This window comes from Variovorax sp. WS11, assembly GCF_010499245.1.
In the GTDB taxonomy this organism is placed as follows: Bacteria; Pseudomonadota; Gammaproteobacteria; order Burkholderiales; family Burkholderiaceae_C; genus Variovorax.
The window spans coordinates 534,940-546,762 of the sequence record NZ_JAAGOW010000002.1 but is presented as its reverse complement, the minus strand read 5'-3'; the positions used below and the strand labels follow the sequence as shown (position 1 = coordinate 546,762).

Annotated in this window: 12 protein-coding genes; 10 read left to right on the top strand and 2 right to left on the bottom strand. The window is 67.0% G+C overall.

Going from position 1 to position 11,823, the window contains the following annotated elements; genetic code table 11:
* Nucleotides 1-8: 8 nt before the first annotated feature.
* Nucleotides 9-968: a tripartite tricarboxylate transporter substrate binding protein gene (locus GXN78_RS23095; protein ID WP_106557601.1), complete on the bottom strand. Its 960-nt coding sequence runs from the start codon at nucleotides 966-968 to the stop codon at nucleotides 9-11.
* Nucleotides 969-1,089: 121 nt separating this feature from the next.
* Here GXN78_RS23095 and GXN78_RS23090 point away from each other — a divergent pair, with 121 nt between their 5' ends.
* The gene (locus tag GXN78_RS23090; RefSeq protein ID WP_164255674.1) at nucleotides 1,090-2,007 is read left to right on the top strand and encodes a LysR family transcriptional regulator; all 918 of its coding nucleotides are present in this window, start codon (nucleotides 1,090-1,092) and stop codon (nucleotides 2,005-2,007) included.
* 137 nt (nucleotides 2,008-2,144) lie between these two features.
* Entirely contained in the window at nucleotides 2,145-3,197 is a 1,053-nt protein-coding gene (locus GXN78_RS23085; protein WP_106557603.1) for a lysophospholipase, read from the top strand.
* Nucleotides 3,198-3,269: 72 nt separating this feature from the next.
* On the opposite strand, the gene GXN78_RS23080 is transcribed toward GXN78_RS23085, so the two are convergent.
* The gene (locus GXN78_RS23080) at nucleotides 3,270-4,067 is read right to left on the bottom strand and encodes a fumarylacetoacetate hydrolase family protein (protein ID WP_106557604.1); all 798 of its coding nucleotides are present in this window, start codon (nucleotides 4,065-4,067) and stop codon (nucleotides 3,270-3,272) included.
* A gap of 240 nt (nucleotides 4,068-4,307) precedes the next feature.
* Between GXN78_RS23080 and GXN78_RS23075 the strand changes: the two genes are divergently transcribed.
* The 8 genes from GXN78_RS23075 to GXN78_RS23040 all read left to right on the top strand — a co-directional run bounded on the left by GXN78_RS23075 (nucleotide 4,308) and on the right by GXN78_RS23040 (nucleotide 11,767).
* Nucleotides 4,308-5,156, top strand: coding sequence for a branched-chain amino acid ABC transporter permease (locus tag GXN78_RS23075; RefSeq protein ID WP_106557605.1), 849 nt, complete (start codon nucleotides 4,308-4,310; stop codon nucleotides 5,154-5,156).
* Nucleotides 5,147-6,928, top strand: a complete 1,782-nt coding sequence (locus GXN78_RS23070) for an ATP-binding cassette domain-containing protein (protein WP_106557606.1) — start codon at nucleotides 5,147-5,149, stop codon at nucleotides 6,926-6,928. Before GXN78_RS23075 ends, GXN78_RS23070 begins: the two co-directional genes overlap by 10 nt.
* On the top strand, nucleotides 6,918-7,625 hold the full coding sequence (locus GXN78_RS23065; RefSeq protein ID WP_106557607.1) for an ABC transporter ATP-binding protein: 708 nt from the start codon (nucleotides 6,918-6,920) through the stop codon (nucleotides 7,623-7,625). Before GXN78_RS23070 ends, GXN78_RS23065 begins: the two co-directional genes overlap by 11 nt.
* Entirely contained in the window at nucleotides 7,615-8,226 is a 612-nt protein-coding gene (locus tag GXN78_RS23060; protein ID WP_106557608.1) for a cupin domain-containing protein, read from the top strand. The genes GXN78_RS23065 and GXN78_RS23060 overlap by 11 nt, the downstream gene beginning before the upstream one ends.
* Entirely contained in the window at nucleotides 8,219-9,511 is a 1,293-nt protein-coding gene (gene eno, locus GXN78_RS23055) for a phosphopyruvate hydratase (RefSeq protein ID WP_106557609.1), read from the top strand. Before GXN78_RS23060 ends, eno begins: the two co-directional genes overlap by 8 nt.
* Nucleotides 9,512-9,575: 64 nt before the next feature.
* On the top strand, nucleotides 9,576-10,163 hold the full coding sequence (locus GXN78_RS23050) for an NADPH-dependent FMN reductase (protein ID WP_106557610.1): 588 nt from the start codon (nucleotides 9,576-9,578) through the stop codon (nucleotides 10,161-10,163).
* A 48-nt stretch (nucleotides 10,164-10,211) separates the two neighbouring features.
* Nucleotides 10,212-11,216: a VOC family protein gene (locus GXN78_RS23045; RefSeq protein ID WP_106557611.1), complete on the top strand. Its 1,005-nt coding sequence runs from the start codon at nucleotides 10,212-10,214 to the stop codon at nucleotides 11,214-11,216.
* A gap of 20 nt (nucleotides 11,217-11,236) precedes the next feature.
* The gene (locus tag GXN78_RS23040) at nucleotides 11,237-11,767 is read left to right on the top strand and encodes a carboxymuconolactone decarboxylase family protein (protein ID WP_106557612.1); all 531 of its coding nucleotides are present in this window, start codon (nucleotides 11,237-11,239) and stop codon (nucleotides 11,765-11,767) included.
* The last annotated feature ends 56 nt before the right edge of the window (nucleotides 11,768-11,823 follow it).

Below are 11,823 nucleotides of genomic sequence, written 5' to 3'. Positions count from 1 at the left end.
TTCCGAGGTCAGTCGATGCTGATGCTGACCTTCTTGATGGTGGCGCCCCATTTGAGGCTCTCGGCCGCGATGAAGGTCTTGAACTCGTCAGGCGAGCCTCCGCCGAGGATCAAGCCCTGCCTGGCGAAGGCGTCGCGCACGCCCTTGTCCTTCATCACCTCGTTGACGTCGGCATTGATGCGACGCACCAGTTCCGGCGGCGTGCCGGCGGCGCTGAACAGGCCGTTCCACGCCAAGGCTTCGAAGCCGGGATAGCCCGCCTCGGCGACCGTCGGCAGATCCTTCATGGTCTCGGTGCGCTGGAGGCTGGTGGCGGCCAGCAGGCGAATGCGGCCGCCCTGGATCAGCGGCAGCAGCGCAGGGGCGACCGTGAACAGGGCCTGCGTCTCCTCGGACGCCACCGAGATGCCGGCCGGCGGCGAGCCGGCGAAGGGCACATGCGTGGCTTCGAAACCTGCCGCACTCTTGAACAGCTCCATGGTCAGGTGCGAAGAACTGCCGGCGCCGACCGAGGCGTAGTTCATCTTGCCGCCCTGCTTCTTCGCCCAGGCGACGAACTCGGGCAGGGTCTTGGCGGGGTTGCTGGCCGCGACCGCCAGCACATTGGGTTGCGATGAGGTGAGCACGATCGGCAGCAGGTCCTTGGCCGGGTCGTAGGCCATCTTCTTGTACATGTGCGGCCCGAATGCGATCGGACCGTTGAAGCCGATGCCCAGGGTGTAGCCGTCGGCCGGCGCCTTGGCAACGGCGGTCATGCCCAGCATGCCGCCGGCGCCGGCCTTGTTGTCGACCACGACCGGCTGCTTCCAGCGTTCGCGCAGCTTGTCGCCCAGCGTGCGGGCAATGAAGTCGAGCGAGCTGCCGGCCGGTGCCGGAACCACCAGCTTGACCGGTCTGGTGGGCCAGCTTTGGGCAGACGCGGCCAAGCCAAAAGCGCAACCCATCAGCAGGGCGAGAGATTTCTTCATGCGTGTCTCCATCAGTGATAACGCCTTTGCGCCTTGGAATGGATGAATTCTGGTGGCGGACGTTCGATATGCCAAACACCGATAAGCTATGGATTCCATACCTGTCGAATATGGAGATTTCATGAGCATGGAACTCAGGCACCTGCGCTACTTCGTGGCCGTGGCCGAAACCGGCAACCTGAGCCGGGCCGCGGAAAAGTTGTTCATCGCGCAGCCGCCGCTGTCGGTGCAGATCCGGCAGCTCGAAGAGGAAATGGGAACCGTGCTCTTCGTGCGGCACCCCAAGGGCGTACGCCTGACGACGGCGGGCGAGTCCTTGCTGCCGGAAGCGCGCTATCTGCTCGACCGTGCGGCGCGCATGAAGGAGTCCGTGACGGGAAGCGCCAGCAGCGGCCACCTGGCGCTCGGCTTCGTGCCCTCGGCCAGCAGCACGGTGCTGCCGAAGCTCGTGCGGCATCTCAGGAAGGAGCATCCGGCGCTGCATATCGACCTGCGCGAGATGATCAGCAGCGAGCAGGCGGAAGCCGTGGCCGCGGGGCATCTCGATGCAGGGATCGCACGCAGCAAGCCGCACCATCCGCGCCTGACGGTCGCGGCGCAGATGCCCGATCCTTTTTGCCTTGCGCTGACGCCGCAGCAGGCACGGCGTGCCGGCAACCCGGTCGAACTGCGCAACTTCGCGGACCACGACTTCGTCGCCTTCACGCGGCACCGGGGGCCCGCGTACTTCGATCAGTCGATCTACCTGTGCGCCAAGGCCGGCTTCAGCCCGCGCATCCGCTACGAAGCGAGCACGGTGCACGGCGTGCTCGACCTGGTCGGTGCGGGCCTCGGCGTGGCATTGGTGCCGTCTTCGTGCGCGTTGCTCGGCGCTGCGGGAACGAAATTCCTGAGCCTGCGAGGACCAGCCGCAGACGAGGTGCTGGTTCTTCTGAGGCGAAAGGCGGATCCGAATCCCTTGTTGCCTGCGTTGGCGGATGCAGTACGCGCGAACTTTGCGGACCTTCAACGCCGCATGACCGGCATGCTGGGCGATTGAAAGCCGTAGGCCATCGCGGACGGCCATGGCGGCTCGTCGATGAGCCGAGCCAATGAATTCATTTGCTTTCCTCGTTGGACACGCCCCAACCGAGGGCCTCTAATTCGTGCGTCATCAGAACACGACGGAGACTCTTCATGCTTCACACGTACGGAAAGATCGCCGCCGCCGCTTGCGCGCTCGTGCTCGGATGCGGGTGCATCGGGGCCGCCGCCGCCTCGATCGGCGGAGCCCTGAACCTCGCCGACGAAGGCATGTTCTTCGTCAACGGGAAGCCCGCCACTTCGAAGCATCCGGGCGTCTCGCCGGCCGGCCCGGTCAAGCCGGGGATGGTGACGGTCAACCAGATGTACGTGCACTACCGCATTCCGGCCAACAGGACCAGCGCCATCCCGATCGTGCTGGTGCACGGCGGCGGGTTGACCGGCATGAGCTACGAGACCACGCCCGACGGACGAGAGGGCTGGGCCACCTACCTCGCGCGCAAGGGGCATGCCGTCTACGTGGTCGACACACCCGGGCGCGGGCGCTCCGGTTTCGACGCGACCGCCATCAACGGGGCCAAGGCGGCGGAGAGCGCTTCCGGCTTGCCCGCCAGCGTGTTGATGGTGACGGCCGAACTCGCCTGGCCTCTCTTCCGCTTCGGGCCTTCCCACGGCACCGCGTTTCCCGACACGCAGTTTCCCGTCGAGGCATTCCCGAGATTCGCTTCACAGGGCGTGCCCTTCGCCGAGGCCATGCTCGACGGCGGCGGCATGGGCACGGCCCCGCAGGCGCTCGCGGCCCTGCTGGACGACATCGGCCCCGCGATCATCGTCGTGCACTCGCTGGCGGGGCCCTTTGCCGATGCCCTGGTCGGTCTGCGTCCCGCGCTGGTCAAGGCCGTCGTCAACATCGAGGGCGCGCAGTCGGTTGCACCCACCGACGCGCAGATCGCGGCCTATCGGGGTGTCCCCGTGCTGGAACTGTTCGGGGACCATCTGGACGCTCCCGTGTTCACGGGCCGGCCCCGCTACGAGGCGCGCAAGGCCGTGGTCGAGCGGATCAACCGCGTCGACGGGGGCAGGGCGTCCCTGGTGCGGCTTCCCGATGTGGGCCTCAAGGGCAACTCGCACATGATGATGCAGGACAGGAACAACCTGGAAGTGGCCGACTTCATCCTGCGCTGGATCGCGGACCAGGTGCGCTGAGTCATCCTTTGCCGCGGGGCAATGGCGATGAAGAGGCCGACCCGCTTTCCGGCCGGCCTCGGGACCGGCCGCTCACGATCCGCTTGTTGCGCTGCTGCGATCCTCCGCCACGACATCGTTGCGCAGGATGCCGATGCCCTCGATCTCGACTTCGATGGTGTCGCCCACCTGGATCGGGCCGACGCCCGCGGGAGTGCCGGTCATGATCATGTCGCCCGGCAGCAGGGTCATGTACCGGCTGAGATAGGAAATGATCGCGGGCACGGAGAAGAGAAGGTTCGAGGTGGTGCCGTTCTGGCGCACGGCGCCGTTGACGCGCGTGACGATGCCGAGCCTGGAAGGGTCGAGCCGGGTGGCGATCACCGGCCCCATCGGCGCGAAGGTGTCGTAGCCCTTGCCCGCAAGCAGGCAGCCGAACTCGCTTTCGCGACGCTGCAGCACCCGGTCGCTCACGTCGTTGCCGCAGGTATAGCCGAACACATGGTCCAGCGCATTCGCTTCGGACACGTGGCGAGCCCGCTTGCCGATGACGACGGTGAGCTCGCCCTCGAAGTGGATGTTCTGCCCGTCGTCCGGGTAGACGATCGACGCTTCCGGGCCGATGACGCTCGTGCTCGGCTTCATGAAGAGCACCGGCAGCTGCGGAACGGCCTTGCCGGCCTCCTTGGAATGCGCGACGTAGTTGTAGCCGAGCCCGAACACGCGCGGCTGCTCGATGGGAGCGAGAAGGCGCACGGCCGCCGGCGCATCGATGGCGCCGCTGCGCTTGATCCCGTCGAGCGGCGAGCCCTCCAGTCGAGCGATCGTCGTCTCGTCCTCGACGATTCCGTAGTGGACGCAGTCGTCCAACGCGTACCTGGCGATGTGCATGGGGGAGTTCCGTTTTCTTCCGTTGAGGTGGTGAGTTGATGCGAACGTTAGCCTCCAAGTCGCCGACTGTCAACGAGGACTCCATTCATAGGATGGTATGAAAAAAGGCGTTGACAACGTGCTCGTGCGTTTGCAGAATCAATGCCAACGTTAGCACAACATAAGGAGACATCGAACCATGCGCAAAGTCGAACAACACCGATCACCCGGGCGGGGCCGCGAGCCGGACCTGCGCGCGCCATGAGCCTCACCTTGCTCGCTCAATCGGCCATCGGCGGCTTGTTGCTCGGTGGCATTTACGGCTTGCTCGCCCTCGGGCTCAGCCTGAGCTGGGGCCTGCTGCGCCTGGTGAACCTCAGCCATTTCGCCCTGGCCTTCCTGGGCGCCTATCTCACCTACCAGCTGGGCACGCAGTTCGGCATCGCGCCGTGGTTTTCGGCGCTCGTGGTGGTGCCTGCGTTCTTCGTGGCCGGCATGGCCTTGCACGCGCTCTTCGTGCGCTTCAAGGTCGACGAGTTCGCGTCGATGCTGGTCACGTTCGGGATCACCATCCTGATCGAGTCCCTGATCCAGTGGATCTGGTCCGCGGACTATCGCAAGTTCGAATCCGGCTACGCCCAGCTGTCCCTGCAGATCGGGACCGTCTTCGTGCCGGTGCTGGAACTCGCCGCCTTCGCTTGCGCGGCGCTTCTTGCAATTGCCGCGTGGGCAGGGCTGAACCGGACCTTGCTCGGCAAGGCACTGCGCGCAGCCGCCCACGACGGGGCCATCGCGGCCGCCTTCGGCATCAATGCCACGCGCCTGTCGTACCTCCTGGCCGGCCTGTGCGCCGCCCTGGCCGGCGTTGCCGGCGTGTTCATTGCGCTGACCTCGACGCTCGCGCCCTCGCAGATCGAGGCCTGGATCGGCGTCGTCTTCGCGGTCGTGATCATCGGCGGGCTCGCCAGGCCGCTGGGCGCCCTGGCTGCCGGCGTGCTGATCGGCGTCTCCGAGTCGATCACCATGGCGGCGGTCAATCCCGCCTGGGCGCCGCTGGTCGCTTTCTCGATCCTGATCGTCCTTCTTCTGTGGAAGCCCAGATGGCTCTGACACTACAACGTGCCCGTGCGGCGACCGTGGCGGCGGTGGCCGGGCTGATTGCACTTCCCTACGCAGGCGTCGCCGACTTCTACCTGTCGTACCTCTATGTCGTCTTCTTCTGGATCGCGCTGGCCACCAGCTGGGGCATCCTGAGCGGCTATTCGGGCTACTGGAGCTTCGGCCACGCGGCATTCTTCGGTGCCGGGGTCTACACGGCGGCCACGCTGGCCGGTAAGTGGGGCGTGCCCTTTCTGCTGACCGTTCCGGCGGCGGCGGCGATCGCGGCCGCGCTGGCCCTCGGCATCGGCCTCGTCGTGTTCCGCATCAAGAGCCTGCGCGCCGAGTTCTTCGCGCTGCTGACGCTGTCGGTGACCTACGTGCTGGCGGCCATCATCTCCAACACGCCGCTCGACGGGGGTGGCGGTGTGTACCTGAGCAATGTGGCCATCCCGCAGTTCGGCACGACGGTGCCGGGCGCCATCTACCTGCTGGGACTCGCGCTCGCGCTCGCCGCGCTCGCCGTGTCGCGCCGCATCCTCCGATCGCGCCTGGGGGCGGGCCTGCTCGCGATCCACGACGACGAGGACGTGGCGGAGGTCAAGGGCGTGCCCACCTTGCACTACAAGCTCGTCGCCTTCGCCATCTCCTCGGCGATCGCCGGCGCGGCGGGGGCGATCCAGGCGGGCTACCTCGGCTACGTGACGGTGGGGGAGACCTTCTCGATCACCGTGCCGCTGTACGTCGTGCTCATGAGCATCCTCGGCGGTGCCCGCCATTGGGCGGGGCCGGCCATCGGCGCCACCCTCATTACCGTGGCCTTGAGCCTCTTCGTCGGAGGGGGCCATGCCGAGATCGGCCGTGCAGGCGTTGCGCTCGCACTCGTGGTCGTGATCCTGCTCCTGCCGCAGGGGATCGCTCCCAGCCTGCTCGCGCGATGGGGCCGCCGCAAGGACGCGGTGCCTGCGTCTGCGCCTGAGTCCGCAGCTGCGCAGGAGCCGGCCAAGGTGGTGGTCATGAAGCCGCCCGCCATCCACGCCGCGACCGGGCGGCCCTTGCTCGTCTGCCGCGGCGTCGCGAAGTCCTTCGGCGGCATCCGGGCCTTGCAAGGCGTTCATCTGCAGGTGGACGAGGGGGAGATCCTGGCGCTCGTCGGGCCGAACGGCTCCGGCAAGTCGACGCTGATCAACATGATCAGCGGGCACTTCTCGCTCACCTCCGGCTCCATCGAGCTGGCGGGCGCGCGCCTCGACGGCCTGGCACCGCATGAGATCGCGCGCCGCGGCATCGCGCGCACCTATCAGATCCCGCGCCTCTTCGACCACCTGACGGTGCTGGAGAACGTGCGCCTGTGCGCCTTCTTCGGCGGGTCGCGCGAGTCGGCAGGGGAGGGCGATGCGCAAGCGCTGGCCCGCCAATGGCTCGCGTTCACCGGCCTGGAGGCCAAGGCGGATCTGCTGCCGCCCGCACTCAATCTGCATGAGCGCAAGTTCGTCGAGCTCGCGCGCGCACTGGCAGCTCGGCCGCGTCTGCTCCTGCTCGACGAAGTGCTTTCCGGATTGACCCCGACCGAAGTCGACCAGGCCATCGCGATGATTCGAAAGATCAGGGCGGGCGGCACGACCATCGTCTTCGTCGAGCACCTGATGCGCGCCGTGGTGGCACTCGCCGACCGCATCGCGGTACTCGACCAGGGCGCGCTGCTCGCTCTCGGACAACCGCGCGAAACGATGCAGGATCCCCGCGTCGTGGGCGCCTACCTGGGGACCGCCCATGCTGCTTGAAGTACGAAACCTCCATGTCTCCTACGGCGATGCGCCCGCGCTCTGGGATGCGACGCTGGAGGTCGCCGCCGGCCAGGTGGTGGCCGTGGTCGGCCCCAACGGCGCGGGCAAGAGCACGCTGATCAACACCATCGCAGGCATCCTGCGCGCGCGACAGGGCGAGATCCGGCTCGACGGCAAGGACATCGCGAAGATCCCGGGCCATCGCGTGTGCGAGCACGGCATTGCCATCGTCCCGGAAGGGCGGCGCTTGTTCACCCACATGAGCGTTCTCGAGAACCTCGAGCTCGGCAGCTACCGCAGCGATGCGCGCGCTTCGGGCGAGGGCTCGCTCGAGAAGGTGTTCTCCCTCTTTCCGATCCTGAAGGAGCGGCGCCATCAGATCGCCGGCTCGATGTCCGGCGGGCAGCAGCAGATGGTCGCGATCGGACGCGCGCTGATGGCGCGTCCCCGCCTGCTGCTGATGGACGAGCCCTCGCTCGGCCTCTCGCCGGCCGTGGTCGACGACATGTTCCGGATCATCCGCACCATCAACGAGCGTGGCGTGGCCGTGCTGCTGGTCGAGCAGAACATCCACAAGGCGCTCGAGATGGCGCACCACGCCTATGTCATCGAGCAGGGCCGGATCGTGAGCTCGGGCAAGCCGGACTCGCTGCTCGGCAACCCTCGCATCCGGGAGGCTTATCTTGGCGTCTGATTCCTCGACTCGCGAAGGCGCACCGCTCGTCATCCGCCGCGTCGTGACCGGCCACGATCGTGCAGGCGCGTCAGCGCTGGTGCTCGATTCGGCCGTTCCGCGTTCGGACGCCTTCCGGCACATCCCCGGCATGGTGTCGCGCCTGGTGTGGGCGAGTGCGCCGGCGGCCGGCTTGCCCTTCGACGGCGTGGACCCGACGCCTGCCGTTGCCGACTTCGTGCCTGCTGCGGGCGCGACGCGCTTCCTGATCGTCACCTTCCCGCCGGACAGCGTGTTCTCGGCGCCGGACTTCGATCCCGCAGCCGCTGCCGCGGAGAACCTCGCCATCAGCCCGGGGCTGGCAGAGCGCTTCGAGCCCGATGGCATGCACGCCACCGACACCGTGGACTACGGCATCGTGCTCGACGGCGAGATCTGGCTCGAGCTCGACGAGGGGCGCTCGACGCACCTGCGCCGCCATGACGTGGTGGTGCAGAACGGCACCCGCCACGCATGGCGAAACAAGAGCGAGCGGCCGGCGACCCTCGCCTTCGTGCTGATCGGCGCCTCGGGCGCGGCACGGAGCAACACGCCATTCGACACAGGAAAAACTCATGACTGATACGAGGATCACGCGGCTGCAAGGCCGCCGTGTGTGGGATTCGCGCGGACGCCCGACGGTGGAGGCGGATGTCGCGCTGGCCTGCGGCGTCACGGCTCGCGCCATCGCGCCCGCCGGCGCGTCCACCGGCAGCGGCGAGGCGCTCGAGTTACGCGACGGCGGGACGCGCTTCGGCGGCCTGGATGTGACCAAGGCACTTTCGTCGATCCGAGAGATCGCGTCTTCCCTCGAAGGCCTCGACGCACGCGATCAGGCGGGAATCGACACGCGCCTGGTCGCTCTCGACGGAACCGCGAACAGGAGCCGGCTGGGCGGCAACGCGATCGTGGCCACATCGATGGCGGTGCTGCAGGCTGCCGCGGCGTCGGCGGGGGAGCCCCTGTGGCGCTACCTCGCCGACGGGCGGCCGGTGCGCATGCCGCTGCCCGAAGTACAGATCTTCGGCGGTGGCGCCCATGCGGCGCGGCGCGTCGATGTGCAGGACTTCATGGTGATGTGTCCCGCGGCCGGCAGCTTCAGCGAGGCGCTCGAATGGACCGCCGAGATCTACCTCGCCGCCGGCGCCCTCATGAAGAAGGCGGGCAAGCTCCAAGGGGTCGCCGACGAGGGCGGCTACTGGCCGGCCTTCGACAGCAACGAGCAGGCGCTGGACATGCTGATGCGGGCCATCGCCGATGCGGGCCTGCGCGCGGGCGAGCAGGTCGGCATTTCCCTCGACATCGCCGCCTCCGAGTTCGGACGCGACGGGCGCTATGTGCTTGCGCTGGACGGCCGCAGCCTCGACACCGGCGAAATGATCGCGATGCTCGGCGGCTGGCTCGACGCCTACCCGATCCTGTCGATCGAGGACCCGCTCGCCGAGGATGACCAGGACGGCTTCCGCCGGTTCACCGCAGCCCATGGCGGCCGTTGCCAAATCATCGGCGATGACTTGCTCGTGACGAACGCGGCTCGCGTTGCAAGCTCCGCCGCAGAGGGATACACGAACGCGGTGCTGATCAAGCCCAACCAGGCCGGCACGATCACCGAGACCCATGCGGCGCTGGCGGCCGGCAGGCAGGCGGGCTTCGGAACCATCGTCTCGGCGCGCTCGGGCGAAACCGAGGACGTGACCATCGCGCATCTCTCGGTCGGCTGGGACGCCGGCCAGCTCAAGGTGGGTTCCTTCTCCCGCTCGGAGCGGATGGCGAAGTGGAACGAGGTCCTGCGCATCGAAGAGTCGCTGGGCCGCGACGCCGTATTCAGCGGATGGTCAGCGTTGCCGTTCAAGCATCGCGGGCGATGAACGCCGCTTCCACCCCTCTCTTCATCCACACGGCGCAAGCCACACCACAAGGCAGTCATTCGCAATGAACACGATCCGGCTCGCAGGCATTTCGGGAAGCCTGCGACAAGCTTCCAGCAACACCGCCATCCTCCGCACGCTCCAGGCGTCGCTGCCTGCGGGCGTGGAGATGACGTTGCTGCCGCTCGACGGCATTCCCCTCTACAACCAGGACCTCGACGGGCCCGGCCTGCCCGATGCCGTGCGTGAGTTCAAGGCGGCGGTCGATGCGAGCGATGGCGTGGTGATGTGCTCCCCGGAGTACAACTTCGGCATGCCGGGCGTGCTGAAGAACGCCATCGACTGGGCATCGCGGCCGGCATTCGCATCGCCACTGAAGGGGAAGCCGGTCCTGGTGATGACCAGCTCGCCGGCCTTCACCGGCGGCGTGCGCGCGCATGCGCAACTGCGCGAGACGCTGGGCGGCACCTTGTCGCGCGTCATCACCAGGCCGCAGGTCGTCATCGCCGGCGTCAACGGAAAGATCGAGAACGGGCGGCTGTCAGATGCCGCGAGCCTGGGCTTCGCGCTCGAGGCCATCCATGACCTGATCGCCGAGATCGGCCTGCTCCGCGCGGCGCCAACGTCGGCAACACGACCGGCCCAGGGCTGAGCCCTGCCGGCCATCTCCAGCTTCAACAACCCACCCGCGAGGTCCCTCATGCTGCCCGCCGTCAATCTTCGTCCGCCTTTCAACATCACGCGTGCCAGCCACGTCGTCCTCCATGTCTCGGACCTCGCGAAGAGCCGGGACTTCTACGTCGACATCGTCGGGCTCGTGGTCTCCGAAGAGAGCGACGGCGTGTGCTACCTGCGAGGCCTCGCAGAAGCCTGCCATCACAGCCTGGTGCTGGTGCAGTGTCGCACCGAGCAGACCTGCAAGCGGATCGGCTTTCGCGTCTTCTTCGAGGAAGACCTCGACAGTGCGTATGAGTTCTTCAGGGCCGAGGGCCTCGCCGCCGAATGGGTCGACGTCCCGCACCAAGGACGCACGCTCCATGTCGACGATCCGATCGGCACCAAGATCGAACTCTGCGCCCAGATGAAGACGCTGCCGCGGATGTATCTGAAGTGCGAGAGCTTCACGGGAGCGCATGCGCAGCGCCTCGATCACTATCAGCTGCTGGCGCCCGACACCTATGCGCTTTGCGAGTTCTACAGCCGGCTTGGCTTTAGAAACTCCGAGTACATCGCCCATGGCGACAAGCTGCTGGGCGCCTTCATGTACCGCAAGGGAACCTGCCTCGACCTGGCGATCGTGAATGGCGAAGGGCCTCGCTTGCACCACTTCGCCTACACGGTTTCGGAATCGCACAACATCTTCACCGCCTGTGACCTGGCGGGCAACTACGGCTACGCCACTTCGGTGGAGCGGGGACCGGGGCGCCATGGGCCGGGCGGCATGCTGTTCGTCTATCTGCGCGATCCGGATGGCCACCGCGTGGAGCTGTTCAACAGCCACTACCAGACCATCGACATCGAGATCGAGCCGGTGCGGTGGGAGGCGGCTTCGCTGAGCACCAACGTGCGCTGGGGGATTCCCGCACCGGCCCGCTGGTACTTCGAGGCGACCCGCTTCGACGGCACCTCCCTCATCGAACCGGCCGAGAAACCCAATCCCGAAACGCTGGAGAGCTACGCGCTGAAGCTCTCCTCCCAGAAGTAAGCACGAGGAAGGTCATTGCCATGGCACGAGTCAAGTATCTCCAACGTTCGGACGCCCAGGCCGACCCGGCCCTCTTCGACAGGCTGGAACGCGAGCGCAAGGTGCCCACCGCCAACATCTTCCGCGCGCTGGCGCATGCGCCGCAGGTGCTGGACGGGTTCATCTCTTATGCCAATACGCTGCGCGGCTCCAAGCTGAGCCCGAAGCTGCGCGAACTGGCGATCCTCACCGTCGGGCACTGCACCGCGTCGGCCTACGAGATCGCGCATCACCAGTCCCATGGGCTGAAGGCCGGCATCAGCGCAGAACAGCTGCGGGCCGTGCCTGAGTTCGAAAGCTCGCCGCTCTTCGACGAAGAAGAACGCGCCGTCATGGCGCTGGCGCGCGAGTCCACCCTGAAGGTCGATGTGAGCGAACCCACGTGGCGCAAGGTTGCCGAGTTCCTGTCCGAGCGCGAGCAGGTGGAACTCGTCCTCACCATCGGTTGGTACAACTCCGGCGTTCGCATCATGGGCGCGCTCGGCATCGAGCTCGAGGACGGATACCGGTGAACGCCGCCGCACGCACGGCCGGCATCGCCTGAGCCGGTCATCTGAAAACTCGAGGA

What these genes read in the sequence shown, in the direction of transcription:
- GXN78_RS23095 (WP_106557601.1), bottom strand. Translation starts at nt 968, where the DNA reads ATGAAGAAATCTCTCGCCCTGCTGATGGGTTGCGCTTTTGGCTTGGCC.
- GXN78_RS23090 (WP_164255674.1), top strand. Translation starts at nt 1,090, where the DNA reads ATGAGCATGGAACTCAGGCACCTGCGCTACTTCGTGGCCGTGGCCGAA.
- GXN78_RS23085 (WP_106557603.1), top strand. Translation starts at nt 2,145, where the DNA reads ATGCTTCACACGTACGGAAAGATCGCCGCCGCCGCTTGCGCGCTCGTG.
- GXN78_RS23080 (WP_106557604.1), bottom strand. Translation starts at nt 4,067, where the DNA reads ATGCACATCGCCAGGTACGCGTTGGACGACTGCGTCCACTACGGAATC.
- GXN78_RS23075 (WP_106557605.1), top strand. Translation starts at nt 4,308, where the DNA reads ATGAGCCTCACCTTGCTCGCTCAATCGGCCATCGGCGGCTTGTTGCTC.
- GXN78_RS23070 (WP_106557606.1), top strand. Translation starts at nt 5,147, where the DNA reads ATGGCTCTGACACTACAACGTGCCCGTGCGGCGACCGTGGCGGCGGTG.
- GXN78_RS23065 (WP_106557607.1), top strand. Translation starts at nt 6,918, where the DNA reads ATGCTGCTTGAAGTACGAAACCTCCATGTCTCCTACGGCGATGCGCCC.
- eno (WP_106557609.1), top strand. Translation starts at nt 8,219, where the DNA reads ATGACTGATACGAGGATCACGCGGCTGCAAGGCCGCCGTGTGTGGGAT.
- GXN78_RS23050 (WP_106557610.1), top strand. Translation starts at nt 9,576, where the DNA reads ATGAACACGATCCGGCTCGCAGGCATTTCGGGAAGCCTGCGACAAGCT.
- GXN78_RS23045 (WP_106557611.1), top strand. Translation starts at nt 10,212, where the DNA reads ATGCTGCCCGCCGTCAATCTTCGTCCGCCTTTCAACATCACGCGTGCC.
- GXN78_RS23040 (WP_106557612.1), top strand. Translation starts at nt 11,237, where the DNA reads ATGGCACGAGTCAAGTATCTCCAACGTTCGGACGCCCAGGCCGACCCG.